This window comes from Paracoccus broussonetiae, from assembly GCF_031854425.1.
GTDB lineage: Bacteria > Pseudomonadota > Alphaproteobacteria > Rhodobacterales > Rhodobacteraceae > Paracoccus > Paracoccus broussonetiae.
In genome coordinates this window covers 208,968-235,649 of sequence record NZ_JAVRQI010000004.1, presented here as the reverse complement: position 1 = coordinate 235,649, position 26,682 = coordinate 208,968, and the positions used below count along the sequence as shown (strand labels likewise).

24 protein-coding genes and 1 pseudogene are annotated in these 26,682 nt (G+C 65.0%); 13 read left to right on the top strand and 12 right to left on the bottom strand.

Translation table 11 applies throughout. From position 1 onward, the window contains the following. Positions 1 to 13: 13 nt before the first annotated feature. Positions 14 to 328, bottom strand: coding sequence for an antibiotic ABC transporter (locus RM190_RS06915; protein ID WP_311758677.1), 315 nt, complete (start codon positions 326 to 328; stop codon positions 14 to 16). A gap of 126 nt (positions 329 to 454) precedes the next feature. On the opposite strand from RM190_RS06915, the gene pyrC reads away from it, so the two are divergent. The 8 genes and pseudogenes from pyrC (at position 455) to RM190_RS06875 (ending at position 9,130) form a co-directional block, all read left to right on the top strand. Beyond that, entirely contained in the window at positions 455 to 1,498 is a 1,044-nt protein-coding gene (gene pyrC, locus RM190_RS06910; RefSeq protein WP_311758676.1) for a dihydroorotase, read from the top strand. Beyond that, entirely contained in the window at positions 1,495 to 2,166 is a 672-nt protein-coding gene (locus tag RM190_RS06905; RefSeq protein ID WP_311758675.1) for an orotate phosphoribosyltransferase, read from the top strand. The genes pyrC and RM190_RS06905 overlap by 4 nt, the downstream gene beginning before the upstream one ends. A gap of 174 nt (positions 2,167 to 2,340) precedes the next feature. Continuing rightward, positions 2,341 to 3,840, top strand: coding sequence for a replicative DNA helicase (locus tag RM190_RS06900; RefSeq protein WP_311758674.1), 1,500 nt, complete (start codon positions 2,341 to 2,343; stop codon positions 3,838 to 3,840). Next, a pseudogene (locus RM190_RS06895) lies at positions 3,837 to 4,181 on the top strand (DMT family protein); the annotation flags it as partial. The gene RM190_RS06900 and the pseudogene RM190_RS06895, both read left to right, overlap by 4 nt. 81 nt (positions 4,182 to 4,262) lie before the next feature. Then, positions 4,263 to 5,471 carry a multidrug effflux MFS transporter gene (locus RM190_RS06890; protein WP_311758673.1) on the top strand — a complete coding sequence of 403 codons (1,209 nt, stop codon included), beginning with the start codon at positions 4,263 to 4,265 and terminating at the stop codon, positions 5,469 to 5,471. A 58-nt stretch (positions 5,472 to 5,529) separates the two neighbouring features. Then, the gene (locus RM190_RS06885) at positions 5,530 to 6,924 is read left to right on the top strand and encodes a helix-turn-helix domain-containing protein (protein ID WP_311758672.1); all 1,395 of its coding nucleotides are present in this window, start codon (positions 5,530 to 5,532) and stop codon (positions 6,922 to 6,924) included. Between the two features lie 426 nt (positions 6,925 to 7,350). Beyond that, positions 7,351 to 8,634 carry a DUF5930 domain-containing protein gene (locus RM190_RS06880; RefSeq protein WP_311758671.1) on the top strand — a complete coding sequence of 428 codons (1,284 nt, stop codon included), beginning with the start codon at positions 7,351 to 7,353 and terminating at the stop codon, positions 8,632 to 8,634. Further along, a complete protein-coding gene (locus RM190_RS06875) occupies positions 8,624 to 9,130 on the top strand; it encodes a bactofilin family protein (protein WP_311758670.1) in 507 nt (168 codons plus the stop codon). The genes RM190_RS06880 and RM190_RS06875 overlap by 11 nt, the downstream gene beginning before the upstream one ends. Positions 9,131 to 9,349: 219 nt before the next feature. Here the strand turns inward: RM190_RS06875 and coaD are convergent, their stop codons facing one another. From coaD to RM190_RS06860, 3 genes are all read right to left on the bottom strand, one after another. Beyond that, on the bottom strand, positions 9,350 to 9,844 hold the full coding sequence (gene coaD / locus RM190_RS06870; protein WP_311758669.1) for a pantetheine-phosphate adenylyltransferase: 495 nt from the start codon (positions 9,842 to 9,844) through the stop codon (positions 9,350 to 9,352). 101 nt (positions 9,845 to 9,945) lie between these two features. Beyond that, a complete protein-coding gene (locus RM190_RS06865) occupies positions 9,946 to 10,383 on the bottom strand; it encodes a CBS domain-containing protein (RefSeq protein ID WP_311758668.1) in 438 nt (145 codons plus the stop codon). A 74-nt stretch (positions 10,384 to 10,457) separates the two neighbouring features. Further along, complete coding sequence (locus tag RM190_RS06860) at positions 10,458 to 11,363, bottom strand: LysR family transcriptional regulator (RefSeq protein ID WP_311758667.1); 906 nt, start codon at positions 11,361 to 11,363, stop codon at positions 10,458 to 10,460. 109 nt (positions 11,364 to 11,472) lie between these two features. Between RM190_RS06860 and RM190_RS06855 the strand changes: the two genes are divergently transcribed. The 5 genes from RM190_RS06855 (at position 11,473) to RM190_RS06835 (ending at position 16,585) form a co-directional block, all read left to right on the top strand. Next, positions 11,473 to 12,972, top strand: coding sequence for a CoA-acylating methylmalonate-semialdehyde dehydrogenase (locus tag RM190_RS06855; RefSeq protein ID WP_311758666.1), 1,500 nt, complete (start codon positions 11,473 to 11,475; stop codon positions 12,970 to 12,972). A gap of 112 nt (positions 12,973 to 13,084) precedes the next feature. After that, positions 13,085 to 14,230 (top strand): acyl-CoA dehydrogenase family protein, encoded by a 1,146-nt coding sequence (locus RM190_RS06850; protein ID WP_311758665.1) that lies wholly within the window; start codon positions 13,085 to 13,087, stop codon positions 14,228 to 14,230. After that, entirely contained in the window at positions 14,230 to 15,237 is a 1,008-nt protein-coding gene (locus tag RM190_RS06845) for an enoyl-CoA hydratase/isomerase family protein (protein WP_311758664.1), read from the top strand. Before RM190_RS06850 ends, RM190_RS06845 begins: the two co-directional genes overlap by 1 nt. Continuing rightward, entirely contained in the window at positions 15,234 to 16,112 is an 879-nt protein-coding gene (mmsB, locus tag RM190_RS06840) for a 3-hydroxyisobutyrate dehydrogenase (RefSeq protein ID WP_311758663.1), read from the top strand. Before RM190_RS06845 ends, mmsB begins: the two co-directional genes overlap by 4 nt. A 146-nt stretch (positions 16,113 to 16,258) precedes the next feature. Then, positions 16,259 to 16,585 (top strand): hypothetical protein, encoded by a 327-nt coding sequence (locus RM190_RS06835; protein ID WP_311758662.1) that lies wholly within the window; start codon positions 16,259 to 16,261, stop codon positions 16,583 to 16,585. Here the strand turns inward: RM190_RS06835 and recN are convergent. From recN to murB, 8 genes are all read right to left on the bottom strand, one after another. After that, positions 16,582 to 18,225, bottom strand: coding sequence for a DNA repair protein RecN (gene recN / locus RM190_RS06830; protein WP_311758661.1), 1,644 nt, complete (start codon positions 18,223 to 18,225; stop codon positions 16,582 to 16,584). The two genes, RM190_RS06835 and recN, sit on opposite strands and share 4 nt — an antisense overlap. Positions 18,226 to 18,232: 7 nt before the next feature. Further along, positions 18,233 to 19,078 (bottom strand): outer membrane protein assembly factor BamD, encoded by an 846-nt coding sequence (locus RM190_RS06825; RefSeq protein WP_311758660.1) that lies wholly within the window; start codon positions 19,076 to 19,078, stop codon positions 18,233 to 18,235. A gap of 151 nt (positions 19,079 to 19,229) precedes the next feature. Beyond that, positions 19,230 to 20,171, bottom strand: coding sequence for a UDP-3-O-acyl-N-acetylglucosamine deacetylase (gene lpxC, locus RM190_RS06820; protein ID WP_311758659.1), 942 nt, complete (start codon positions 20,169 to 20,171; stop codon positions 19,230 to 19,232). Between the two features lie 228 nt (positions 20,172 to 20,399). Continuing rightward, entirely contained in the window at positions 20,400 to 22,070 is a 1,671-nt protein-coding gene (gene ftsZ / locus RM190_RS06815) for a cell division protein FtsZ (protein WP_311758658.1), read from the bottom strand. A gap of 219 nt (positions 22,071 to 22,289) precedes the next feature. Beyond that, positions 22,290 to 23,624 (bottom strand): cell division protein FtsA, encoded by a 1,335-nt coding sequence (gene ftsA, locus RM190_RS06810; RefSeq protein ID WP_311758657.1) that lies wholly within the window; start codon positions 23,622 to 23,624, stop codon positions 22,290 to 22,292. Positions 23,625 to 23,647: 23 nt separating this feature from the next. Next, complete coding sequence (locus RM190_RS06805) at positions 23,648 to 24,688, bottom strand: cell division protein FtsQ/DivIB (RefSeq protein WP_311758656.1); 1,041 nt, start codon at positions 24,686 to 24,688, stop codon at positions 23,648 to 23,650. Then, positions 24,676 to 25,599: a D-alanine--D-alanine ligase gene (locus tag RM190_RS06800; protein ID WP_311758761.1), complete on the bottom strand. Its 924-nt coding sequence runs from the start codon at positions 25,597 to 25,599 to the stop codon at positions 24,676 to 24,678. Before RM190_RS06800 ends, RM190_RS06805 begins: the two co-directional genes overlap by 13 nt. A gap of 117 nt (positions 25,600 to 25,716) precedes the next feature. Next, complete coding sequence (murB, locus tag RM190_RS06795; protein WP_311758655.1) at positions 25,717 to 26,637, bottom strand: UDP-N-acetylmuramate dehydrogenase; 921 nt, start codon at positions 26,635 to 26,637, stop codon at positions 25,717 to 25,719. Positions 26,638 to 26,682 lie beyond the last annotated feature (45 nt).

The window sequence follows — 26,682 nt, the reverse complement described above, 5'->3', positions numbered from 1 at the left end:
ACAGAAGCGCAGGTCAGGACTTGCGCGACAGTCGTTTCACATTGGCCTTGGTCCGCCGGCGATAGGGGCGCAACGCCGCCGCCATGACCTTGTCCGCTCGCTCGCCACGCCCTGCGGCACGCAGCGCCGCCAGCATCGCCTCGGACGCCGCATCAGCCTTTTCCACGACCATGCGCGCGGGCTCACCCACGTCCTGGGGCACCAGCCCCATCATCCCCGCCGTGCGCATCGCGATCACCATCTGCGATTCCCAGGCGATCCGCGTCATCTGCTGCCACAGCAGAAAAGGATTGCCCATCGCGAACGGATCCGGCTTGCCATTCGCCATCTCGATCTCCGATCTTTAGTCACAGGCCAAGAAATTTGCGCCCTTGATCCCCGCTTGCCAAGTCATTCTTTCCGACAGGGTCTGCAGGCTATTTTCATGGCAACCCGCCCGGTATACAGGAACCCCATGACAAATTCCGTGACGCTCCGACGCCCCGACGACTGGCATCTGCACCTGCGTGATGGCGAGATGCTTGCTGCAGTTGCAGCATATTCCAGCCATTTCGGCCGGGCCATCATCATGCCGAATCTTGTGCCCCCCGTCGTGACCGGGGCGCAGGCCGCCGCCTATCGCGATCGCATTCTTGCTGCATTGCCGCAAAATGTGACGCTGCGTCCGCTGATGACGCTGTACCTGACCGAAGCCACAGATCCGGCTGATCTGGTCGCGGCGCACGCGCAGGGAATCATTACGGCGGTTAAGCTTTACCCGGCCGGCGCGACCACGAACTCGGCCTCGGGCGTGCGCGACTTTGACAAGGTGCGTCCCGTGCTGGAGGCGATGGCCGAAGCGGGCATCCCGCTTTGCACGCATGGCGAAGTCACCGATCCCGCCATCGACATCTTCGACCGCGAGGCCGTGTTCATCGACCGGGTGCTGGATCCCATCCGCCGCGCGACCCCCGGCCTGCGCGTGGTGATGGAACATATCACCACCTCGGACGGGGTGGATTACGTCAGCGCGAACGACAATATCGGCGCGACCATCACGACCCATCATCTGGTCATCAACCGCAACCACATCCTGGTGGGCGGAATCCGGCCGCATTACTATTGCCTGCCGGTCGCCAAACGCGAAAGCCACCGGCTGGCACTGCGCAAGGCGGCAACCTCGGGGGATGCGCGGTTCTTCCTTGGGACCGACTCGGCGCCCCATCCCGACCGCGCCAAGGAATCGGCCTGTGGCTGCGCTGGCTGCTTCACGGCGCCGAACACCATGTCGATCCTTGCGCAGGTCTTCGAACAGGATGGCGCGCTGGACCGGCTTGAGGGGTTTGCCTCGCTTCACGGACCAGCTTTCTATGGGTTGCCCCCGAACGAGGACCGGATCCGTCTTGTCAAGCGCGACCAGCCGGCCTCATACCCGACCCATATCTCTGCCGGAGACGAGACCGTGACCGTGTTCGACCCCGGCTTCCCGCTGTATTGGCATGTCGAGGATCCCGCATGACCCTGCCCTTCCCCCCGCGCGAGGAAATCGCCCGGCTGACCGCCCGGATGCTTCTGGAAATCAAGGCCGTTCACTTCAACGCGGCCGAGCCCTTCACCTATGCATCGGGCCTGAAGGGGCCGACCTATATCGACTGCCGCAAGCTGATCTCGTATCCGCGCATCCGCTCGACCCTGATGGATTTCCTGGCTGCGACGGTGCTGCGCGACGCGGGCTTCGACGCTTTCGACAATATCGCGGGCGGCGAGACGGCGGGCATTCCCTTTGCCGCCTTCATCGCTGAGCGCCTGCAACTGCCCATGACCTATGTGCGCAAGAAGCCCAAGGGTTACGGCCGCAACGCCCGCATCGAAGGCGCCATGACCGAAGGACAGCGCGTCCTGCTGGTCGAGGATCTGACCACCGATGGCGGCTCGAAGCTGAGCTTCGTCGACGCGATCCGCGAAACGGGCGCCAGCTGCGGCCACACTGCGGTGATCTTCTATTACGGCATCTTCCCGGAAACGACCCAGCGCCTGGCCGATCACGGTGTCCAGCTTCACCACCTGTGCACCTGGTGGGACGTGCTGGCCGAGGCACGCCAGCAGGGCTTCTATGACCAGGAAACGCTGGCCGAAGTCGAAAGCTTCCTGACCGATCCGCGCGCCTGGCAGGCCGCCCATCCCTGAACGGCGGGGCGCAAGCGCCCTGCTTCATCGTTTTGCAAATACGCATGCTGCCCCCGCCACCTGCGAGGGCAGCATTTTGTCCCCAGCTTATCCACAGCATATCCAGATGGACCCCCGCCGTCATAAGGTGGATAAGAACCCACACCCCCAGTCGAACATCCGGAGTCATCAGGGATGAGCGAGCTACGCGCCGTCGAAATCAGGAACCCCAGCGAAATCGCCGAGGCCGCAGCCAGTCAGGCCGTGCCCTTCTCGATCGAGGCCGAGCAGCAGCTTCTGGGCGCGCTCCTGACCAATAACGAGGTCTATGACCACGTTTCGCGCATCATCCAGCCGCGCCATTTCTATGATCCGGTCCATCGCCGCATCTATGAGATCTGCATCGAGCGCATCGCCAAGAACGCGCTGGCCAGCCCGGTGACGATCAAGGCTTTCATGGAAAACGACGCGGGACTGAAGGAACTTGGCGGCCCGGCCTATCTTGCGCGGCTGGCGGGGGCGGCAATCTCGTCCCATGCTGCGCGCGACTATGCCCAGATGATCCGCGAATTCGCGCTGCGGCGCGACCTGATCTCGCTGGGGCAGGATATCGCCGCGCGCGCCACGACCGTGTCCGTCAGCGACTCGGCCGAGGACCAGATCAAGGAAGCCGAACAGACGCTTTACAAGCTGGGCGAACAGGGCGTGGCCGAACGGGGGTTTCAAAGCTTCCTGTCCGCCGTCAGTGGCGCGCTGACTGCCGCGAACGCGGCATTCAGCCGGGGCGGCGGGCTGTCGGGCGTATCGACGGGCCTGATCGACCTTGATGGCAAGATGGGCGGCCTGAACCGCTCGGACCTGATCATCCTCGCGGGTCGCCCCTCGATGGGCAAAACCTCGCTGGCGACCAACATCGCCTTCAACGTGGCCAAGGTGCACCGCATGGGCGAGATGCCCGACGGCACCCACGGCACCGTCGCCGGCGGCGTCGTCGGCTTCTTCAGTTTGGAAATGTCGGCCGAGCAGCTTGCCGCGCGGATCCTGTCCGAAGCGGCCGAGGTGCCCAGCGAATCCATCCGTCGCGGCGATATGACCGAGGATGAGTTCCGCCGTTTCGTCAAGGCGGCCCATGACCTGCAGAACTGCCCGCTTTACATCGACGACACCCCGGCTTTGCCGATCAACCAGCTGGCAGCGCGCGCGCGCAAGCTGAAGCGGACGATGGGCCTCGACGTGCTGATCGTCGACTATCTTCAGCTTCTGCGCGCCGCATCTGCCAAGGACAGCCGGGTGAACGAAGTTTCCGAGATCACCCAAGGGCTGAAGGCAGTCGCCAAGGAACTCGACATCCCGGTCATTGCGCTGTCGCAGCTGTCCCGCGCCGTCGAAAGCCGCGAGGACAAGCGCCCGCAACTGTCCGACCTGCGCGAATCCGGCTCGATCGAGCAGGACGCAGATATCGTGATGTTCGTCTTCCGCGAGGAATATTACCGCGAACGCGAAAAGCCCGCCGACCACGAACTCGACAAGATGGCCAACTGGCAGCAGATCATGGAGGCCTGTCACGGCAAGGCCGAGGTCATCATCGGCAAGCAGCGTCACGGCCCCATCGGCACCGTCGAGCTAAGCTTCGAAGGCCGCTTCACGCGCTTCGGCAACCTTGAGAAGCACCGCAGCTGGGATCGTACCGAATGAACCTGCCTGTTCCCGTAATGACGATCGGGCTGCTCCTGGCCTCGAACGTCTTCATGACCTTCGCCTGGTATGGGCACCTAAAGTTCAAGGCCGCGCCACTGATGATCGTGGTCCTGGTCAGCTGGGGCATCGCCTTTTTTGAATACCTGCTGCAGGTTCCCGCGAACCGCATCGGCTATGGCCATTTCAACGCGGCCCAGCTGAAGACCATTCAGGAGGTCATCAGCCTTTCGGTCTTCGTCATCTTTTCCTGGGCCTATCTGGGCGAGAAGATCACCTGGAACGTCATGCTGGGCTTTGGCCTGATCTGCCTTGGCGCGTTCATGATCTTTTCGAATTTCGGCCATGCCTCAAAGCCACAGGAAACACTTCCATACAATCAGCCCGTTGCCATTCCCGCCGACACGCGCGAATAGGCAGGGATGACTGCAAACCCGGTTCCGGCCACCAGACGTCCCAAGCTGTTCACGCTGGTGTCGATCACCGGCGCCGGCGCGCTGTCAATGAACATCTTCCTGCCGTCGCTGCCCGGCATGGCCAGGGATTTCGGCGTCGATTACGCGCTGATGCAATTGTCCGTGTCGGCGTTTCTGGCGGTCAGCGCCTGTGTGCAACTGCTTTGCGGGCCGATCAGCGACAGCTTCGGGCGCAGGCCGGTCATCCTGGTTTCATTCGCCGTCTTCCTGCTGGCGACGGTGGGAACGCTGCTGGCCCCGACCGCGGGCTGGTTCCTGTTCTTCCGCATGATCCAGGCCATCGTCACCTCGGGCTTCGTGCTGAGCCGCGCGGTCGTGCGCGACATGGTCCCGGCCGAGCGTGCCGCCAGCATGATCGGCTATGTGACCATGGGCATGTCGCTGGTGCCGATGATCGCCCCCACCATCGGCGGCATCCTGGACGAGAATTTCGGCTGGCGCGCCAGCTTCGTGACAATGGGCGTGCTTGCCAGTGTCGTCTTCGTGCTGTGCTGGTTCGACCTTCGCGAAACCTCGCGCGGCGGGGGCGTCCCGCTGAGGCAACAGATCGCGACCTATCCTCTGCTGGCACGGTCGCAACGGTTCTGGGGCTATGCGCTGGCCGCGACGCTAAGCGCGGGGGCCTTTTACGCCTATCTCGGGGGTGCCCCCTTTGTCGGGCAGACGATCCTGCACCTGCGCCCGGCCGAGGTCGGATACTGGTTCGCCGCGCCCTCGATCGGCTATGCGATGGGAAATTTCATCTCGGCCCGCTATTCGACGCGCTTCGGGATGAACCGCATGATCCTGACCGGCGCAATCATCTGCACCTTGCCGCTGGGTGTGGCGCTGGTGATCGACATGCTGGACGGCCAGACACCGCTGATCTTCTTCGGCTCGGTCGCCTTCATGGGCTTGGGAAACGGGATGCTACTGCCCAACGCCAATGCCGGGATGATGAGCGTGCGCCCTGAATTGGCGGGCACCGCGAGCGGACTTGGTGGCGCGATGGCCGTCGCCGGCGGCGCCGGCCTTGCCGCGCTTGCCGGGGCCTTCCTGCACGAGGACACGGGGGCCGCGCCGCTGCTTGTCATCATGGTCATCGTCTCGGCCGGTTCGATCCTGTCGGCGCTGTGGGTCATGGCCCGCGAAAGGCGGCTTCTCGCGCAGGGCTGATCCCGCTTGCGCCGGAACTTTTGCAAAGCATACTGTGTCTTTGCAAAAGGGGGTCCGGATGGGATTGCAGAAGATCTATGCCGGGGTTGCCCTGCGTGAAACCCGCAGCCGGGCCGGGCTGACACAGCGCGCCTTTGCCGACCGGTTGGGCGTCTCGCTGCCCTATCTGTCGCAGATGGAGAACAACCATCGCCCGGTTTCGGCAGGGGTCCTGCTGCGGCTGGCCTCGGAATTCTCGGTCGATCTGGGCACGATGACGGTGGGCGATGCCGAACGCATGGTCATCGACATGGTCGAGGCCTTTGCCGACCCGCTTTTCGACGCGACGCCGCCCCAGGCAGATCTGCGGCTGGCGGCCACCAATGCCCCGGCGCTGGTGCGCGCCTTTCTGGACCTCTATCGCGCGCATCGCGAAGGCCAGGAACGGCTGGGCGCGCTGGACGAGGCGATCGGCGCCGGCGCCCAGAATGCCACCCCCTCTCCGTGGGAGGAGGTCCGCGACTTCTTCCACTATTGCGACAATTACATTGATGCGGTCGATCGTGCCGCCGAACATTTTGCCCGCACCCATCCCCAGCCGGATCCACTGGCCCGCGCCATCTTTGCGCTGAAGGAGCGCGGGATCACGGTCGAACTGGCTGAGCTGGGCAGCGGCTCGGTCTATCTGCGAGATGGCAACCGCGTGACGGTGAACGCCGCCGCCGAGCCGGCAACCCAGGCCTTTCAGCTGCTGCATCTGCTGGCGCTGGAAAGCCGGGGCGAATTGCTGGATGCAACGCTGGAGCTTGCGCGGTTTCGCAGCCAGACCGCGCGCGACATCGCAAGGCTGGGGCTTGCGAACTATTTCGCGGGCGCGGCGATGATGCCCTATGGCCCCTTCCTTGCCGCCGCCCGGACCGAGCGTCACGACCTTGAGCGGCTGGCGCATCTGTTTCATGCCTCGCTGGAACAGGTCGCGCATCGGCTGTCCACGCTTCAGCGCGGCGGCGACCGGGGCGTGCCGTTCTTCTTCGTGCGCGTCGATCAGGCCGGGACAATCACCAAGCGGCATTCGGCCACGCGCATGCAATTCGCGCGCTTTGGCGGCGCCTGTCCGCTGTGGAACGTGCACCAGGCGTTCGAGGCGCCGGGCCGCTTCCTGCGCCAATTGGCCGAGACGCCGGACGGCAAGCGCTATCTGCTGCTGGCCCGCGACGTAAGCAAGGCAGCGGGCGCGTTCGGTGCGCCGGTCCGCCGCTTTGCCATCGGCCTTGGATGCGAGATCAGCCATGCGCGCGATCTGGTCTATTCGGACGGGCTGGATCTTGGCAATCCGCAGCTGTTCGAGCCGATCGGCGTCTCCTGCCGGATCTGTCCGCGCCCGTCCTGTCACCAGCGTTCGGTCCCGCCAATGGATGGCCATATCCGCATCCCGCGCGACCGGCCGGGCCCTCTGCCCTATGAAATCGCGTGAAAGGTGCGAAGAACGCACTCGCGCGACTTCGGTTCCATACCAGGAGTTGCGGATACACAACGTGGAACCGCCAGTTCTGGCTCATCTGCCTGTCTGACAGGCAATTTTGGCAGCAGCCGCCGCAAGCAGCCGAACGCCCCCGAAAATCGCGGCTCTTTCGTAACAGGGCGTCGGATTAGCGTTTCTCCTCAGGAATTTCCGACCGGGACTTGAAGTTCGGCCCTGCAATCGACGATGCGACGCCGCATCATGTCGACAGCGAATATCCACCAGTTCCGGTCAAACCTGTCGGCGTCAATCCGCCCATAATGGATGCACAAATTCCGCGAATGTTGCGCTTTGGGCACATGTCGGATTTATGAGTGCCAAGCAACGGCCCACCTCTGCTCGGCGGGGCCGCAACAGCAACAGAATGGAACAGGGACATTGGGCATCACACAGGGTCTGAATTCGGTGCTTGAGCGCTGGCTGCCAGAGCAGCGTCTCTTTCTGAAATCCGACTGTTCGACCCGCTTTGTCCGGCTCAGTCCGTCGACGCAGCTTGTCGCGCTCAGCGGCACGGCCTTTGTCTTCGGATGGGCAATCATTGCAAGCTCGATCCTTGCCATCGATGCCATCAGCGCCCACGGTTCGCGCGATCAGGCCCGCCGTTCGCAGGACGCCTTCGAAGAGCGTCTGGCCGATCTGTCCACCGAGCGCGACAACCGCGCGACCGAAGCGTTGGCTGCCCAGAACCGCTATTCCGTCGCGCTGGACCAGGTCTCGCAGATGCAATCGCAACTGCTGGAGTCCGAGGCCCGCCGGCGCGAGCTGGAAACCGGCATCGGCGCCGTCCAGGCCCGCCTGCAGACCGAGATCAAGGACCGCGCCGACGACACCCGCAGCGCAAGCGCGGGCACCCCGGACGCGCAGGGCGCAGACTTGCAGGTCGCTTTCGATATCCTCTCGGACGAATTGAAGAAATCCGCCGACGATCGCGCCGACGCGGTCAAGGTGGCGGCCGACGCCCGCCGCACTGCTGATGCCGCGACGCTTGAACGCGACCAGGTCATCGCCCGCAACGACGAGATCCTGACGCAGATCGAGGATGCGGTCACCATCTCGGTCAAGCCCTTCGACGACATGTTCCGCAGTGTCGGCATGAATCCGGACAAGGTTCTCAGCACCATCCGCGAGGGCTATTCCGGCGAGGGCGGGCCGCTGAACCCGGTCAGCTATTCCTCCAGCGGTAATGCGCAGATCGGCCAGGGCGAAGCCAAGGCGCAAGAGATCATGATCACGCTGGACAAGGTGAACAGCTATCGCATCGCGGCGGAAAAGATGCCGCTGGCGATGCCGGTCAAGGCGGCCTTCCGCTATACCTCGCCCTTTGGTCGCCGCTGGGGTCGCGGTCACGAAGGCATCGACATGGCCGCGCCGATCGGAACTTCGGTCTTTGCGACGGGCGACGGCACCATCACCTATGCCGGCTGGCAGCGCGGTTACGGCAACCTGATCAAGATCCAGCACGAGCTGGGCACCGAAACCCGCTATGGCCACCTGTCCAAGATTAAGGTCAAGGTCGGGCAAAAAGTGTCGCGCGGCAGCCTGATCGGTGCTATGGGCAATACCGGCAGGTCGACCGGTCCGCACCTTCACTATGAAGTCCGCGTGAACGGCAATGCTGTGAACCCCATGACCTTCATCAAGGCAGCCCAAAATGTTTTCTAAGACGCGTGTGACCGAACCTGGCCCCCGGACCCAACCGACGCCCGAGCCCACCGAAGCCCCGCGCAGCTTTGACACGACCTATGACGTGCCCGCCTCTCCGGCCGCGCCGCGGACCCGCACCGCGCCGTCGGTCATGTCCTCGGATCTGACCGTCACCGGCAATATCAAGACGCAGGGCGATATCCAGATCGAGGGCACGGTCGAAGGTGATATCCGCGCGCATCAACTGATCGTCGGCGAAAGCGCCACCATCCGCGGCGAGATCGTTGCCGAGGAAGTGGTCGTGAATGGCCGCGTCATCGGCCGCGTCCGTGGCCTGAAAGTCCGCCTGACCGCGACCGCGCGTGTCGAAGGCGACATCATCCACAAGACCATCGCCATTGAATCCGGCGCGCATTTTGAGGGCTCGGTGCAGCGTCAGGAAGACCCGCTGGCGAACGGCCCGACCCCGAAGCTTGCGCCCCCCGTGGCAACGAAAAGCCCCGAGGCAGAATAACCGGACTGATCATGCCGGAATGGAAAGCGGCCCTTTTGGGGCCGCTTTTCAGTTTCCGGGGATGTCGTTTTCACCGGGGGCCGGATCAGGCTCGGGATCGGGCAACGGTGGACGATCGGGATCGGGGATGGGCTGCGGTTCGCGGGCAGGCAGGGTCATGCGGATGCTCCTTTCGGTCAGATCCGGCAGCGCCCCCGCCCTTGGCTGCGGAACGCGGCCTCAGCGCGGATAGCGGGCCAGCAGCGCCTCGTTCACGGCGGGGGGCACGAACTTGGTCACATCGCCCCCCAGCCGGGCAATTTCCTTGACCAGCTTCGAGGCAATCGCCTGCCGCCGGGCATCCGCCATCAGGAACACCGTCTCGATGCTGGAATCCAGTGCACGGTTCATGCCGACCATCTGGAATTCATATTCGAAATCCGCCACCGCGCGCAGGCCCCGCACGATCACGGTCGCGCCGACGTCACGGGCACAGTCGATCAGCAGGTTCTCGAACGGATGGACCAGGATCTCGCCCCCGATGCGCGAGGTGATCTCGGCGCATTCCTGGCGGACCATGCTGACGCGGTCGTCCAGCGAGAATAGCGGCCCCTTGTCGCGGTTGATCGCGACACCGATGACAAGACGATCCACCAGGGCAAGGGCGCGCTGGATGATATCAAGATGACCCAGCGTGATCGGGTCGAAAGTTCCGGGGTACAACCCGATGCGCATGGCTTGCCCTACTCTTCAACGGACGGGCACAACGAACAGTTTTTGCCCGCCGATTGCAAGGGGTTCCGCGTCGTTGCGGAATCCGGGACCAAGGGAAACGCTCAGTTTCCCATGATCATGCCGGTCAGGGCTTCCTTCTCGGCGTTCAACTCCTTCAGCCGGGCAGAGACGGCGTCCCCGATCGACACAAGGCCGATCATCACGCCGCTTTCGTCCACGACCGGCAGGTGACGAAACCGCCCCTGCGTCATGCGGTTCAGGATGTCCAGCGCGTCGTCACCGGTGCGGCAGGTCATCAGCTTGCGCGTCATCAGTTCGCTGATGGTCAGGTCCAGCACCGACGCGCCCCGCCTGCCCAATTCACGCACGATGTCACGCTCTGACAGGATGCCGAGCGGCGTCATTCCGTCCTCGGACACCACGATCGCCCCGATGCGTTTTTCCGACAGCAGCTTCGCGGCATCGGCCACGGTGGCGCTGGGGGCGATGGTGATCACATCGCCAACAGATTTCATCGACAGGATCTGGTTCACGAGCATTGCGGTTCCTCCTGCTTGCGAAAGGCCTCGTAACTCAAGCGTTGCCCCAAGCCTGGGTTCCGTCAAGTACGCTGTTATGTGGATGCATCTTCGGGCAAAAGGGCTTGCAGTCTTGCAACCTCGGCACGAATGCCCTGCCCCAGCGCATCGGCCAGCCGGTTCATCCGCTCGGACCGGCGGTCGTCGGCATGGCGGATCAACCAGAAGCTTCGCACCAACGAGATCTGGTCGCTCAGCAGCCTGCGAACGCCCGGGCAAAAGGGAATCGCGAAGTCATGGACGATGCCCAGCCCCGCCCCCGCGCGGATCGCCTGCATCTGGACCGAGACCGAGTTCGAGGCAAGCTGCGCCCATTCCGCCCCCGTCTCGGTCAGATAGTCCAGCTCGCGGTCGAAGATCATGTCGGGAATATATCCGATCATCCGGTGACCGCGCAGTTCCTCGCGCGAGCGAATGGGGGGATGCGCGTCCAGATAATCGTCATGGCCAGCCAGATGCAGTTGGTAATCGGTCAGCCGCTGCACGATCAGCCGCCCCGCCTGAGGTTGCGACACGGCGATGGCCATGTCCGCCTCGCGCCGCGACAGGTTGAAGACGCGGGGCAAGGCGACGATCTGAATCTCCAGCCCCGGATGGTCCTGGCAAAGCCGGGCGCAGATCTGCGGCAGCAGATAGTTCGCGCAGCCATCGGGCGCGCCGATGCGCAATTGTCCCGTCAGGTCGCCGGGGCCGGACAGCGCTTCGCGCGCGCCGGCAAGCGCGGCCTCGGCCGCCTCGGCATGGGGCAAAAGCCGCTCTCCCTCGGGGGCAAGGGCATAGCCTTGCGGCGTCTTCACGAACAGCTTGGCACCCAGCGCGGCCTCAAGCCGGGCGATCCTGCGCCCCACGGTCGAGGCGTCGATCGCAAGCCGACGCCCCGCGCCGGACAGGCTTTCCGATCGCGCCACTGCCAGGAAGATGCGCAGGTCATCCCATTCCATCGCATCGCCACCTTTGCAAATATGCAAAACCCTTTTGCCATACTTTCGCTTTTGACAGCAATGCTGCAACCCTATGATCCGGGAAACGCGAATCCCAAGGGAGGCCAAGATGGAAGAACTGTGCCACTGGATCGACGGCAAAGAGGTCAGGGGAACCTCGGGCCGCTTCAGCGATGTCTATAATCCGGCGACCGGCGAAGTGCAGGCGCGCGTGCCGCTGGCCACGCCATCCGAACTTGACGCAGCCGTTGCCAGCGCCGCGCGCGCCCAGCTGGTCTGGGCTGCCACCAACCCGCAGCGTCGCGCCCGCGTGATGATGAAGTTCGGCCAACTCATCAACGACAACATGGACAAGCTGGCCGAGCTTGTCAGCCGAGAGCATGGCAAGACCCTGCCCGACGCGCGCGGTGATGTGCAGCGCGGGCTTGAGGTGATCGAGGTCTGCATGGGTGCGCCCGCGCTTCTCAAGGGTGAATTCACCGACAATGGCGGCCCCGGTATCGACCTTTATTCGATGCGCCAGCCGCTGGGCGTTGTTGCGGGTATCACGCCCTTCAACTTCCCCGCGATGATTCCGCTGTGGAAGATGGGCCCTGCCCTTGCTTCCGGCAACGCGATGATCCTGAAGCCGTCCGAGCGCGTGCCCTCGACCTCGATCGCGCTGGCCAAGCTCGCGCAAGAGGCCGGGTTGCCCGACGGCGTGCTGCAGGTTGTGAACGGCGACAAGGAAATCGTCGACGCGATCCTTGACCATCCGACCATTCAGGCGGTGGGCTTTGTCGGCTCGACCCCGATCGCGCAATATATCTATGGACGCGCGGCGAACAACGGCAAGCGGGCGCAATGCTTCGGCGGTGCCAAGAACCACATGCTGATCATGCCGGACGCGGATCTGGACAAGGCGGCGGATGCGCTGATCGGCGCGGGCTTCGGCGCGGCGGGCGAACGCTGCATGGCAATCTCGGTCGCGGTTCCGGTCGGGCAGAAGACCGCCGACGCGCTGATCGAACGCCTGATCCCCAAAATCGAAAAGCTGAAGGTCGGCCCCTATACCGCGGGCGACGACGTGGATTTTGGCCCGGTCATCACCAAGGCTTCGCAAAACCGCATCAACGGCCTGATCGCCTCGGGCGTGGAACAGGGCGCGAAGCTGGTGGTCGATGGGCGCGATCTGAAGATCCAGGGCTATGAGGAGGGCTTCTTCTGCGGCCCCTCGCTGTTTGACAACGTCACGCCCGACATGGACATCTACAAGGAAGAGATCTTCGGTCCGGTCCTGACCACCGTCCGCGCCGAGACCTATGAAGACGCCTTGAGCCTTGTCATCGACAACGAATATGGCAATGGCACCGCGATCTTCACCGCCGACGGCGACACTGCGCGCGACTTTGCCAGCCGGGTAAATGTGGGCATGGTCGGGATCAACTTCCCGATCCCGGTTCCGCTGAGCTATTACACCTTCGGCGGCTGGAAGAAATCGGCCTTTGGCGACCTCAATCAGTATGGGCCGGACGCTTTCCGGTTCTATACCAAGACCAAGACGGTTACTGCCCGCTGGTTCTCGGGCATCAAGGAAGGCGCCGCCCTGAACTTCAAGGCGATGGACTGAACAGGTCAAAGGCGAGGGCATCGACCCTCGCCTTTCCTTTTGCGCCAGTGCAAAACTTGCGCAACATTTCGCGGCCTATACCGGCGGCGGGACCGAAAGACATGGGGGGAGCATGGATTTCGCGCTGAGCGAGGAACAACAGGCCATTTTTGACATGGCGCGGGATTTCGGGGCCGAACACATCGCCCCCCATGCCCGCGACTGGGAACAGGACGGGACGATCCCGCGCGACTTGTGGGGCAAGGCAGCCGAGCTTGGCTTGGGCGGGCTTTACGTCTCGGAAGAGCATGGCGGCTCGGGCCTGTCGCGGCTGGACGGCACGCTGGTCTTCGAGGCGCTGGCGATGGCCTGTCCATCCGTCGCGGCGTTCCTGTCCATCCACAACATGTGCGGCGGGATGATCGACAAGTTCGGATCGGGCGCCGCCAAGGCACGCTGGCTGCCCGCGCTGTGCCGGATGGACAAGGTCTTTTCCTATTGCCTGACCGAACCCGGCTCCGGTTCCGACGCCGCCGCGTTGCGTACGCGGGCCGAGCGGACGAATGACGGCTGGCGGCTGAACGGCACCAAGGCCTTCATCTCGGGCGGGGGGTATTCGGACGCCTATGTCGCAATGGTCCGCACCGGGCAGGATGGCCCCAAGGGCATTTCCTCGGTCGTGGTGGAAAGCGGGTCTCCGGGGCTGAGCTTCGGGGCACCCGAAAACAAGATGGGCTGGCGTTCGCAACCGACCTCGCAGGTCCAGTTCGACGATTGCGCGATTCCCGCCGACAACCTGCTGGGCGAGGAAGGCCGCGGCTTTGCCTATGCAATGGCGGGCCTGGATGGCGGGCGACTGAATATCTCGGCCTGCGCACTTGGCGGGGCGCAGGCGGCGCTTGACGCCACCCTTCGCTATATGGGCGAGCGCCGCGCCTTCGGCCAGACGCTGGACCAGTTCCAGGCGCTGCAATTCCGGCTGGCCGAGATGGAGACTGCGCTGCAATCCTCGCGCATCTTCCTGCGCCAGGCGGCATGGAAGCTGGATCGGGCCGCGCCCGACGCCGGCAAATTCTGCGCGATGGCAAAGCTGCATGTGACCGATCGCGCTTTCGAGGTCGCGAACCAGTGCCTGCAGTTGCATGGCGGCTATGGCTATCTTGCCGATTACGGGATCGAGAAGATCGTGCGCGACCTGCGCGTTCACCAGATCCTGGAAGGCACCAATGAAATCATGCGGCTGATCGTCAGCCGCGCCCTGCTGGCGGAGCATCGTTGATGGCCGATATCCATATTCGCAAGGACCGGCGCGCCGGCCGCATCACCTTTACGCGGCCACAGGCACTGAACGCGCTGAGCCACGACATGGCGCTGGCCATCGATGCGACATTGGACGACTGGCGCGACGATCCCCAGGTTCAGCTGGTCATCATCGACGCCGAGGGTGAGCGTGCCTTCTGCGCGGGCGGCGACATTGCCGCTGTCTATCGCGCGGGCCTTGCAGGGGACCATCAGGTCGGGCGCGACTTCTTTCGCGACGAATACCAGATGAACGCCAAGATCGCGGAATATCCCAAACCCATCGTCGCCTTCATGCAGGGCTTCGTGATGGGCGGCGGCGTCGGCGTCGGGGGCCATGCCAGCCACCGCATCGTCTGCGACAGCACCCAGGTTGCCATGCCCGAGGCCGGGATCGGCCTGATCCCGGACGTGGGCGGAAGCTGGCTTCTGGGCCATGCTCCGGGTCGGGTTGGCGAATATCTGGGCCTGACCTCGGGGCGGATGGGACCGGGCGACGCGATCTTCGCGGGCTTCGCCGATACCTATCTGCCCTTCGACGAATGGCCCGCCCTGATCGAGCGTCTGGCGGCCGAGGGCGATATCGCGGTCATCAAGGGCCGGCCACGGCCGGATGCACCACTTGAGGGGATGGACCTTTCGGCGTTCGGTGGCCGCAATGTCGACGAGATCATGGCCTCGCTGCAATCGGATATCGACGAGACGAGCCTGGCCGCCCTGAACCGCAACTCTCCGCTGTCCATGGCGGCGACGCTGGCACTGGTCCGAGCGGCGCGGGGAGATCTTTCGATCCGCGACAGCCTTGCGCGCGAATACCGATTCACCTTTCGCGCGACCGCCGAAAGCGACTTTCTTGAGGGCGTGCGCGCCCAGATCATAGACAAGGACCGCAAGCCGAAATGGTCGGCGGATGCCAGCGACGGCAATGTTCGCGCGCTGCTGGGGCCGCTGCAGGATGGCGGGCTGACATGGGAGGAATGCGAATGAAGATCGGTTTCATCGGTCTGGGCAACATGGGCGCGCCGATGGCCGCGAATCTGGTCCGCGCCGGGCACGAGGTCGTGGGCTTCGACCCCGCCGCGCCAATGCCCGACGGCGTCAGCCCCGCACCGGATGCGGCCGCCGTCGCCGCGGGGGCCGAGGTGGTTATCACCATGCTGCCGAACGGTCAGATCCTGCGCAGCGTTGCCGCCGAAATCATCCCCGCAATGAACGCGGGCGCGGTCCTGTGCGACTGCTCGACCGTCGATGTCGAAAGCGCGGTCGCGGTCGCGCGACAGGCGCAGGACCGCGGGCTTGGCGCGCTGGACGCGCCCGTCTCGGGCGGGATCGGCGGCGCCGCAGCGGGCACCCTGACCTTCATGGTCGGGGGATCGGACTCCGCATTCGCGACGGTCGGACCACTGTTCGAGATCATGGGGCAAAAGGCCGTGCATTGCGGAGACGCAGGCGCGGGGCAAGCTGCGAAGATCTGCAACAACATGATCCTTGGCGCGACGATGATCGCGACCTGCGAGGCCTTTGCGCTGGCCGACAAGCTGGGCCTTGACCGGCAGAAGATGTTCGACGTGGTGTCGACCTCGTCCGGATACAGCTGGTCGATGAACGCCTATTGCCCCGCGCCGGGCGTCGGGCCGACCTCGCCCGCCGACAACGGCTACAAGCCGGGCTTTGCCGCGGAACTGATGCTGAAGGACCTGCGCCTTAGCCAGCAGGCGGCCGAGGGGGTCGATGCCGCCACCCCGATGGGCGAGCTTGCGACCCGCCTTTACGCCGAGTTCGTCGAGGATGGCGATGGACGCGGCCGCGATTTCTCGGCCATGCTGCCGCGCCTTGCGGGCCAGGGACGCAGTCGGTCCTGATGCAACATTGCCACGGATCCCTTCGCCTGCGCAAAACCGCGTGAGGTAGGGGATCCATCCGGCGCAGTCACCCGTTACCCCGACACGGCGTCGAAGCGGACGGCGTTTACGCTTTGGCAGGTAGTGGGTAGTAGACTGATACGACCATGAAGTCCCGGATCAAACGATATTCATTCGCCGCAGCACTCGTGCTGGCGGTCGCGACAATGGCCTTTGCGCAGCATCTGGACCCCGGCGACGCCCAGTCCACCAGCGTCCGCGAGGCCTCTTTCGGCGGCCACCAGCCGATCCGCGTCGGCGACAAGCTGGATCCTGCGGTCCTGCATGAGGTCAGCCGTCCTGGCCTTTATGGAATCAGCGGTCCGCCCGAGGGCAGCGAATACGGGGTCATCGACGGTCGGCTGATCCGCTATGACCAGCACACATTGCAGGTCCAGTCCATCATCAGGCAGGTCGATTACGTCCTGGATTAGCCCTGAAGCAAGGCCTTGGCCGCTTCCTGCGCGGCGGCGGTAATCTCTTCACCCGACAGCATCCGTGCGATTTCCTGCACCCGCTCATCCGGCGCAAGCGCGGCAACGCGTGATGTCGTCATGCCGGCGGCCACCGATTTCGCGACACGGAAATGATGCCCGCCCAGTGCCGCGACCTGCGGGCTGTGCGTAACCACCAACACCTGCGCCCCTTCGGACAGCCGGGCAAGCCGACGGCCGACAGCGTCAGCGGTGGCCCCGCCCACACCGCGGTCGATCTCGTCAAAGATCAGCACCAGAGAGTCGCTGCCCCGTGCAAGACAGACCTTCAAGGCCAGCAGGAAGCGTGACAGTTCGCCCCCCGACGCGATCCGGTCCAGCGGTCCGTTCGGCGCGCCGGGATTGGTCGCAACGGTAAATGCAACCGCGTCGCGCCCGTCGGGACCGGGATCGGCGGCGGAAAGACGCGTTTCGAACACCGCGCGTTCCATCTTCAGGGGCGCAAGCTCGGCCGCCATCGCGGCATCAAGCCGCTTGGCGGCCGCGACGCGTTCCGCGCCGACAGCGGCGGCAGCGGTGTCATATGCGGCATCGGCACCCGCGACCTGCTGGGTCAGGCGCACGAGATCTGCATCCCCGGCATCGATGCGGGTCAGGCGTTCGCGCAAATCGTCGGCAAGCCCCGCCAGATCGTCGGCCAGGACCTCGTGCTTGCGTGCAAGGGCGCGCAACGCAAAAAGGCGCTCCTCGGTCGTATCCAGATCCCGCGGGTCGAATTCCATCGCGTCCAGCGCCGCTTCGACCCCCGACACGGCTTCGCCCAGTTCGAGCAGCGCGCGCTGCAGCGAGGCCGCTGGCGCTTCCAGCCTGCCTTCGGCCCGCTCGGCGGCGGCGTCAAGCCAGCGTGATGCATCCAGCATCGCGCCCTCGGCCCCGTCAGTGCCAAGCGCCTGAAGCGCGCGGGAGACATCGCCCCGGATCCGCTCGGCCCCCTGCATGGCGCGGCGGCGGGTGTCCAGTTCGGCCTCCTCGCCCGGCTGCGGTGCAAGCTTGTCGAGTTCGGCAACGGCGTGGCGCAAGAATTCTTCTTCGCCCTTGGCGGCTGCCAGGGCTTCTTGCGCGGCAACCAGCGCGGCACGCGCCTCGCGCCGTTTTGCCCAGGCGGTCCTAACCGCCGAAAGGTCCAGCGCGGCAAAGGCGTCCAGCAGCAAGCGATGCCCACGCGGATTCAAAAGCCCACGGTCATCATGCTGGCCGTGCAGTTCCACCAATGTTTCAGACAGGCTGCGCAGCACCTCGCCCGAGGCGCGGCGGTCGTTGATATAGCCGGTCTTGCGACCGTCGCCGCCGTTTACGCGGCGCAGGATCAACTCATCGGAAACCGGAAAACCGGCTTCGGCCAGAAGGTCACGCGCGGGATGGACAGCCGGCAATTCGAAGACGGCCGTTACCTCGCCCTGGCTGGCACCGGTGCGGATCAGGTCGGCCCGGCCACGCCAGCCCAAGACGAAACCCAGGCAGTCCAGCAGGATCGACTTGCCCGCCCCGGTCTCACCGGTCAGCACGTTCAGACCCGGCCGGAACTCAAGCTCCAGCCGGTCGATCAGCAGCATGTCACGAATGTCGAGATGCCGCAGCATCAGGCAACTACAGCCACTTGCCCTGGATCATCTGGCGATAGACACCCGTCAGCCAGCTGTTCCCGGTCGCCTCGGGCGTCAGCCCCGCCCCGCGCAATTGCGCATAGGCGTCCAGATAGAAGGGCGACGAGCGGAAGTTGTGCCCAAGGATCGCGCCTGCCGTCTGCGCCTCGTTGGTCAGGCCCAGGGCCAGATAGGCTTCGACCAGCCGCATCAGCGCCTCGGGCGTGTGGGTCGTCGTCTGGTATTCCTCGACCACCACACGGAAGCGGTTGATCGCGGCGGTGTAATGCCCGCGCTTGAGATAGTAGCGCCCGATCTCCATCTCCTTGCCGGCAAGGTGATCGAAGGCCAGATCGAATTTCAGGATCGAGGAGCGCGCATATTCGGTATCGGGATATTGCTCGATCACCTCGCGCAGCGCCTGCAGCGCCTGGAAGGTCAGGCCCTGGTCGCGGCCGACCTCATCAATCTGGTCGTAATAGCTGAGCGCGAGCAGGTATTTCGCATAAGCCGCATCCTCATCCCCCGGATAGGTGTCCAGGAAACGCTGCGCGGCGCCGCGCGCCTCTTCATAGTCGCGGGCACGGTGATAGGAATAGGCCTGCATGATCAGCGCGCGCTTGGCCCATTCGGAATAGGGGTAAAGCCGCTCGACTTCCGAGAAGTAATGGACCGCATCTTCGGGCTTGCGGCTGTTCTCAAGCTCATACTCGCCGCGCTTGTAGATTTCTTCGGCCGTGAAGCTGTCGAGCGATTCGGGCGCCTTGCTGCTGCCGCCACCGCAGCCCGCCAGCAGGGCAACAGAGAGGGCCACCGTGACCAAGGAACCCGCCGATCTGATGCCCGCCATATCTACCTGCCCGTCAGTAACTCTTTGCGCCCCGCACCGAACGGCCGCGCGGCCCGGCCGTCCTAGCACAGAAAATCGGCCTGCGCAAAATGCCAAAACACGGAAAAGGCGGGATGATTGAACACAGAACCGACAGCCGCCGCCCAAGCGGTCAGGCGACGGCAAGCTGCATGGCGGAACGCGGGCTGCGCGCAACCTCGGCCACGACACCCGCGCCGGGCAGGCTTTGCTGCATATCCGGCGTCACGGTGACCCATTCCCAAGCGTCCGGCGCCGCAAAAAGCGCACGGAGCAGCTTGTTGGTCATCGCATGGCCGGCGCGGTGGCCGGTATAGCGGCCCAGAATCGGGGCACCGGCAAGCGCAAGGTCGCCCATCGCATCCAGCATCTTGTGACGCACGGCCTCATCCGCGTGGCGCAGGCCACCGGGGGACAGCACCTTGTCGCCGTCGATCACGACTGCGTTCAGATAGGTTCCACCCAGCGCCAGGCCGTTCTGCTGCATTTGCAGCACATCCGACTGGCGGCAGAAGGTGCGGCTGTCCATCAGCTCATGCACAAAGCTCCCATTCGCCATGTCCAGCGTCTTCTGCTGATGACCGATCGCGGCATCGTCGAAGTCGATGTCGAAATCGATCTCCAGATGGTCGGCCGGCGACAGCCGCGCGAAACCTTGACCGTGATGCACCTCGACCGGGCGCAGGATCCGGATCGCGCGCAGATCGGCTTCGGGCTGGTGGCGGATGCCGGCATCGACGATGCCCTGAACGAAAGGCTCGGCCGAGCCGTCAAGGATCGGAACTTCCGGCCCGTTGACCTCGACCACGGCGTTGTTGATGCCGGTGCCGGCCAGCGCGGCCATGACATGTTCGACCGTCGAGACGGTGGCGCCCTGCCCGTTGTCCAGAAGGGTGCACAGCTGCGAGGGGGTGACGTGGTCCCAGCGCGCGGGAATGCGCATGCCGCCCAGATCGGTCCGCACGAAGACGATCCCGTGGCCGACAGGCGCAGGCAGGATCGCCAGGCGGACCGCCGCACCCGAGTGCAGCCCGACTCCGCGGAACTGAGCTTTTTGTGCGATGGTCGTTTGCATGGTCTTGCCTTCCTAATACCTCGGGCCGGACGATCCTTGTCCTGACCCTGATGCTGAATTAGGCGCGACATGTAGAAGTCACAATTAACGAATTGTAACGGCATGAAACATAGCGACCCCGTCCTGCCGGGTGTTGCGGCGCTTCCTTGTAAATCCCTGTAATTTCGAATGAAAAAGGACCGCCGAAGCGGTCCCTTGTCGAAATGTCGCGAAATATTTGTGAACGCCTCAGTTGGCCTGACGGCGCAGGAAAGCCGGAATTTCGACGTTGTCGTCGCTGCGGTCCGGGCTTGCCAGGTCGTCGAAACCGGCATCGAAGCCGGTGCTGCGACGCGCGGCCACGCGTTCGTTTACCCGCTCGGCCAGGGTCGAGGCCGGGGGCTTCTCGGCCGCCGAGGACGAGTCGCCATGGCCAGAGATGCGCTCAAGCATGCGGCTGAGACCACCCATGCGGCTTTGCACGCGGCTGGCGATGTCCTGCGCCGGCTGCTGCGGCGCCGGTGCGGGACGCGATGCAGCGGCGGGTTGCTGCGGGGCCGGGGCCGGCTGACGTTCGGGCGCGCGCTGCACCGCTTGGGCCAGACGCTGCATCACCGCATCCGAGGGCGTTCCCGCCGGGCCGTTCGGGGCGCGGCGCGGGGCCACGAAGCTGCCCGAGTCTGCGCTCAGCGCATCGGCTGCGGGTTGCCGCGTCTCGGGCTGATAGGCCGGGCGGGGCATATCCTCGTCCTCATAGCGCGCGGCAGCGGGCTGTTGCGGGCGCGGCATCTGCGGGGCCGGAGCTGCCGCGGTCACGGGTTGCTCGACCAGCGGCGCGGTGCGGCGCGGGGGAACCTGCGCCTCTTCTTCGGCGACGCGCTGCGTGGCCGACGGATGCTGGGTCAGCGGCTCTTTCATACCACGGCGCGGGGCCGGGATCTCGGCCACCGAGGCGTCGATACCGGTCGCGACGACCGACACGCGGATCGAGCCTTCCATCGACGGATCAAGCGTCGAGCCGACGATGATGTTCGCCTCGGGATCGACCTTCTCGCGGATTTTCTCGGCCGCCTCGTCCATCTCGAACAGGGTCAGGTCGTATCCGCCGGTGATGTTGATCAGGACGCCTTTGGCGCCGTTCAGGCTGATCTCGTCCAGCAGCGGGTTGGCGATGGCCTTTTCGGCCGCCTGCACCGCACGATTCTCGCCCGAGGCTTCGCCCGTGCCCATCATCGCCTTGCCCATCTCGTCCATCACGGCGCGGACGTCGGCGAAGTCGAGGTTGATCAGGCCCGGACGCACCATCAGGTCGGTGACACCCTTCACGCCCTGGTACAGCACGTCATCGGCCATCGCGAAGGCTTCGGTGAAGGTCGTCTTCTCGTTGGCCAGGCGGAAAAGGTTCTGGTTCGGGATGATGATCAGCGTGTCGACGACCTTTTGCAGGGCCTCGACCCCATCCTCGGCCTGGCGCATCCGCTTTGTGCCCTCGAACTGGAAGGGCTTGGTCACGACGCCGACGGTCAGGATCCCCATCTCGCGCGCGGCCTGGGCAATGATCGGGGCGGCGCCGGTGCCGGTGCCACCGCCCATGCCGGCGGTGATGAAGCACATATGCGCGCCCATCAGGTGATCGACGATATCTTCAATCGTCTCTTCGGCGGCCTTGGCGCCGATCGAGGGCTTGGCACCCGCGCCCAGACCCTCGGTCACCTTGGGACCGATCTGGATGCGGCTTTCCGCCTTGGAATTGGTCAGGGCCTGGGCATCGGTATTGGCAACGACAAACTCGACACCTTCGAGCTGCTTGTCGATCATGTTGTTGACCGCGTTGCCACCTGCACCACCGACGCCGAAAACGGTGATACGCGGCTTCAGTTCCTGGTCATCGTTCAGCATCAGATGGATCTGCCGTTCCATGTCTCGCCTGCCTTGTCTGTTGCGCCGGATCTGTGCGCGGTCCGGTCGAATCCCCGTATAGGTGAAAGCCTAGCCAGATTCGGCCGCAGCGTCACCCTAAAATCACGGTCGTTCCACAAAATATGGCGGGAATCACCGCGTATTTCGGCGGTATCTTGCCCATTCCCCAGCATGTGGTGGGAATGATTCCCGCCACCACCGCATCAAGTCATTTCTCAACTACCAGTTGTTCTTGAACCACCGATAGGCCCGGCGCAGGCTGCGCGCCGGATAGGCTTCTGCAGGCATTTCGAAATCCCACCATTCGTCTTGCGGATGGGCCGTCAGCAGGGCCAGCCCGATCGCCGCCGAGAACCCCGGAGCGGTCGCGTTATGCGGGAGTCCCTGGATCCGAAGCGGACGCCCGATCCGGACATTCTGGCCCAACATCCGCGCCGCCAGCACGTCCAGTCCGGGGATCTGGCTGCCGCCGCCGGTCAGCACGACCTGACGCGCAGGCATGAATTCGAAACCCGCCGCATCCAGAATCTCGGCTACGTTTTCCAGAATTTCCTCGACGCGCGGACGCATGATGCCGATCAGGTCGGCGCGGCTGACGCTGCGCCGGTCGGTATCCCAGTCGCCCGTATCACCACCCAGCTCGATCATCTCGCGGTCGTCGCGACCGGTCGCCTCGACCCCGCCGTGAAGCGTCTTCAGGCGTTCCGCCTGCGCATAGCTGACGCGCAACCCCTTGGAGATATCCTGCGTGATCAGATCGCCGCCAAAGCGCACGGCATCGGCAAAGATCATGTGCTTCTTGATGAAGACCGAGACCCCGGTCGCGCCGCTGCCCAGATCGATGCACGCGGCGCCCAGCTCCTGCTCGTCCTCGACCAGCGCGGCCAGCCCCGAGGCGTATGAGGCCGAGGCCACGCCCGCAAGCTCCATGTCGCAGCGCCGGATGCAATGGACAAGATTGCCAGCCGCGTCCCCGTCGACGGTCAGGACATGCATGTCCACCGCCAGGCGCTCGCCGGAATGGTCGCGCGGATCGGCAAGCCCTGTGCGCCCATCGACGGCGAAGTTGACCGGCTGGGCGTGCAGCACTTCGCGACCGCGCCCGAAATCGGGCACCTCACAGGCGCCCAGCACGCGCGCCACATCGTCCTGCGCGACCTTGCCTCCGGCCAGGGGAAGCTCCCCGGCCAGCCCATAGGACGCGGGCCTTGCCCCCGAGATGCAGGCGATGACGTGATCGACACGAGTCCCCGCCGCCTTCTGCGCGGACTGGATGACGGTGCGGATCGCGCGTTCGGTTTCCGCCATGTTCTGGATTTCGCCGAAGCGCATCCCTCGGGATCGGGTATGCGCCGTGCCGATCACGCGAAAGTTCGACTGTCCCGCCATGGGGCCGACGCCATCCGTCTCGCGGAACTGGCCGGGACCGTCGAATTGCAGGACCAGGCAAGCGATCTTCGAGGTTCCGATGTCCAGCACGGCGATCACGCCGCGTTGCATGGCCTGTCGGCGCATGTTCCGCATCGCGCGCTGGCCCTGATACAGATCCTTCATGTCCCTGCCCCCTCGACCCTTTGTCAGGTCTTTTTCACGCCACTTCCCGAAGTCGTCCCGGTCTTGCCCTTGCTCTTGCCGTCAGCGCCCGATGCAATGGGCTGTCCGTCCGGCCCGATCTCGTCCTGGCCACGGGCCCGGCGGATCGCGTTCTGCGCATCCAGCCCCATCCGCACGACCGGGCGGGCTTCCAGACGCAGGTCCACGACGGATACGTCGCGGGACAGCAGCCCCTGCCCCTGATCCATGGCAATCGCACGCTCAAGTGCGCGTAGCGCGCCTTCCTCGGGCAACTTGATGCGCTGGCCGCCTTCCAGAACCACATCCCAACGCCGCGCGCTGATACGTTCCAGCCCACGTAGCCGCGGCAGGATCGGCCCGGCCGCATCGATCAGCGCCAGAGCCTCGGGCGCGGCGCGGTCGGCCCCCTCGCCCGCGATGATCGGCAGATCCTTGCGAACCTCGCGCGACGTGACCGAAGCGACGCGGTGGCCGGTCTTGTCCAGAAGCTCGATCCCGCGGGCATGGCGCCAAAGGACGGTCGGAACCCGCTCGGTCACGGCGGCCGACAGCACGCCGCCGGGCGTGACCCGAAGCTGGACCGATTCGACGGCATCCAGCATCAGCACGCGTTCGCGCAGCTTTTCCAAATCGATATCGAAGCTGGAGGCCGGAAGTTGGACCGGCAGCATCGCGCGCAGCCCCTTGTCCACGGCTTCCGAGGCACCCTCGATTTCCATCGAGTGGACCATGAAGGCGTCGCGATGCTGGACCTTGTCCACGATCCCGTCGATTCCGCTGGCCAGATTCGCCCGGCGGGTTTCATCCGACAGCCAGATCCCGGCCACCATCGCGGCCAGAAAGGCGGGGATCCCGATGCGGACAAGGCGCCGGATCAGCGGACGCAGCATCATCCGGTTCAGGCGATACGCCAAGCGCGACGGCGCCGGGTCGCGGCGCTGCGTCACCTTGGCCTGCGGGGCGGGGCGCAGGGGCGCGTGACGGATCGGCGCGGGACGCGCGGCATCGCCGTGACCTTGGCCAAAGGGGTTCAGGCCCTGCATAGCGCCTCCTCGACGATCCAGCTGCACAGTGCCGGGAAATCCATTCCGACCTTGGCCGCCTGTTCGGGCGCCAGCGAGGTCGGGGTCATGCCGGGCTGGGTGTTCGTTTCAAGGATGATGAGCCCGTCCAGCCCGCGGCTGTCGTCCCAGCGGAAGTCGCTGCGGCTCAGGCCACGACATCCCAGAGCCGCATGGGCGCGGATGGCATAGTCGCGACACGCGGCATCGATCTGGGCCGGAACCTCGGCAGGCACGACATGGGTCGAGCCGCCGGGCTTGTATTTCGCGTCATAGTCGTACCAGCCGGTCGTGACGATCTCGGTCACACCCAGCGCGCGATCGCCCAGCACGGCGACCGTCAGCTCGCGCCCCGGCGCATAGGTTTCGACCATGACCCGCGCGGGCATCTGGTCGGACAGTTGCGGCGGGCTGTTCGCGGCTTCATGCACGATATAGACGCCGACCGACGATCCTTCGTCATTCGGCTTGACGACATAGGGCGGTGGCAGCACGTGGCGTGTGCGCACCTCGGCGGCGTCGGCGATCAGGCTTTCCAGCACCGGCAGCCCGGCATCGCGGAACACCTGCTTGGCGCGGCTTTTGTCCATCGCGATGGCCGAGGCGAGGACGCCGGAATGCGTATAGCGCACGCCCAGCCATTCCATCAGGCCCTGAACGCAGCCATCCTCGCCCCAACGGCCATGCAGCGCGTTGAACACGACATCTGGCGCGGCCTCGGCCAGGCGCTCGGGCAGATCCTTGCCCGCATCAATCTCGGTGACTTCATAGCCCGCTTGCCGCAGCGCCTGCGCGCATTCCCGCCCCGAGGACAGGGACACCTCGCGCTCGGCCGAGGGTCCGCCCTTGAGAACTGCGACTTTCGGGGCTGTCCTGCTCGACCTGCCCGCCAATTTCCGCCTCATGCACCCGGTTGATCCGGGTATTTATCCCATGAGGATAGCCGCTGATCCCTTTCCGCAAAAGTCCCTTTTCGCGTTCCGCGCGATTTTTCCAGTCAGACCGGCGGGTTACGGCTCACCTATGCGAATGACTTCCCATTGCAGGTCATGGCCGCTGGTCTCGCGTACGCGGCTGCGCACATATTCGCCCAAAGCTTCAAGATCCGCAGCGGTTGCGCCTTCGGCATTCAGCAGGAAATTCGGGTGCTTCTCGGACATTTGCGCGCCGCCAAGGCGATAACCGCGCAAGCCTGCCGCATCGATCAAGGACCAGGCTTTCAACTCGTGGCTGTCATCCGCGCGCCCGGTCGAGGAAAACCCGGCCGGGTTGCGGAAGGTCGAACCGGCACTGCGATCGCGGGTCGGCTGGCTGGCGTCGCGACGGGCAAGCTGCTCTTCCATCCGGGCCAGCAGGGTTGCGGGATCGCCGGCATCGGCGCGGAAGCGGGCCTCGGTCACGATCCAGCCTTCGGGCAGTTCGGACTGGCGATAGCCAAAGCGCAGGTCGGCAGCCGGGATCTCGTGACGGCTGCCGTCGCGCGCCACGGCCCGGACCCAGACAAGATGATCGGCGACATACGAGCCATAGCAGCCCGCATTCATCCGGACCGCACCGCCGATGCTGCCGGGGATGGTGCGCAGGAAGGTCAGATCCCGCCCGGCCTCGGCCGCGCGGCGGGCGACATGGGCATCAAGCGCCGCTGCGCCCGCCGTGACGAACTCGCCGTCGCATTCAATGGCGTTGAAGTTCCGGCCCAGACGGATGACCACGCCCCGAATGCCGCCGTCGCGCACGATCAGGTTCGACCCCACCCCGATCGGAAAGACCGGGACGGAGGGGTCAAGCGCCGCCAGGAATGCGGCCAGATCGTCATGATCGGCGGGCTGGAACAGCACCTCTGCCGGGCCGCCGACGCGAAGCCAGGTCAGTTCGGCCAAAGACCGGTTCGGGGTCAGCATGCCGCGGGGGGTCGGAAGCGTCTGGGTCATGGGCTGCTCGTAATCAAGGCCGGATCGGGCGTCAATCGGGCGCGC

Bases quoted from the DNA above. Each gene is read 5' to 3' on its own strand.
- RM190_RS06890 (WP_311758673.1), top strand. From the start codon at position 4,263: ATGACTGCAAACCCGGTTCCGGCCACCAGACGTCCCAAGCTGTTCACG.
- mmsB (WP_311758663.1), top strand. From the start codon at position 15,234: ATGAAGATCGGTTTCATCGGTCTGGGCAACATGGGCGCGCCGATGGCC.
- RM190_RS06905 (WP_311758675.1), top strand. From the start codon at position 1,495: ATGACCCTGCCCTTCCCCCCGCGCGAGGAAATCGCCCGGCTGACCGCC.
- RM190_RS06855 (WP_311758666.1), top strand. From the start codon at position 11,473: ATGGAAGAACTGTGCCACTGGATCGACGGCAAAGAGGTCAGGGGAACC.
- RM190_RS06850 (WP_311758665.1), top strand. From the start codon at position 13,085: ATGGATTTCGCGCTGAGCGAGGAACAACAGGCCATTTTTGACATGGCG.
- RM190_RS06860 (WP_311758667.1), bottom strand. From the start codon at position 11,363: ATGGAATGGGATGACCTGCGCATCTTCCTGGCAGTGGCGCGATCGGAA.
- ftsZ (WP_311758658.1), bottom strand. From the start codon at position 22,070: ATGGAACGGCAGATCCATCTGATGCTGAACGATGACCAGGAACTGAAG.
- murB (WP_311758655.1), bottom strand. From the start codon at position 26,637: ATGACCCAGACGCTTCCGACCCCCCGCGGCATGCTGACCCCGAACCGG.
- recN (WP_311758661.1), bottom strand. From the start codon at position 18,225: ATGCTGCGGCATCTCGACATTCGTGACATGCTGCTGATCGACCGGCTG.
- RM190_RS06835 (WP_311758662.1), top strand. From the start codon at position 16,259: ATGAAGTCCCGGATCAAACGATATTCATTCGCCGCAGCACTCGTGCTG.
- coaD (WP_311758669.1), bottom strand. From the start codon at position 9,844: ATGCGCATCGGGTTGTACCCCGGAACTTTCGACCCGATCACGCTGGGT.
- RM190_RS06900 (WP_311758674.1), top strand. From the start codon at position 2,341: ATGAGCGAGCTACGCGCCGTCGAAATCAGGAACCCCAGCGAAATCGCC.
- ftsA (WP_311758657.1), bottom strand. From the start codon at position 23,624: ATGAAGGATCTGTATCAGGGCCAGCGCGCGATGCGGAACATGCGCCGA.
- RM190_RS06805 (WP_311758656.1), bottom strand. From the start codon at position 24,688: ATGCAGGGCCTGAACCCCTTTGGCCAAGGTCACGGCGATGCCGCGCGT.
- RM190_RS06875 (WP_311758670.1), top strand. From the start codon at position 8,624: ATGTTTTCTAAGACGCGTGTGACCGAACCTGGCCCCCGGACCCAACCG.
- lpxC (WP_311758659.1), bottom strand. From the start codon at position 20,171: ATGCAAACGACCATCGCACAAAAAGCTCAGTTCCGCGGAGTCGGGCTG.
- RM190_RS06865 (WP_311758668.1), bottom strand. From the start codon at position 10,383: ATGCTCGTGAACCAGATCCTGTCGATGAAATCTGTTGGCGATGTGATC.
- pyrC (WP_311758676.1), top strand. From the start codon at position 455: ATGACAAATTCCGTGACGCTCCGACGCCCCGACGACTGGCATCTGCAC.
- RM190_RS06885 (WP_311758672.1), top strand. From the start codon at position 5,530: ATGGGATTGCAGAAGATCTATGCCGGGGTTGCCCTGCGTGAAACCCGC.
- RM190_RS06845 (WP_311758664.1), top strand. From the start codon at position 14,230: ATGGCCGATATCCATATTCGCAAGGACCGGCGCGCCGGCCGCATCACC.
- RM190_RS06915 (WP_311758677.1), bottom strand. From the start codon at position 328: ATGGCGAATGGCAAGCCGGATCCGTTCGCGATGGGCAATCCTTTTCTG.
- RM190_RS06825 (WP_311758660.1), bottom strand. From the start codon at position 19,078: ATGGCGGGCATCAGATCGGCGGGTTCCTTGGTCACGGTGGCCCTCTCT.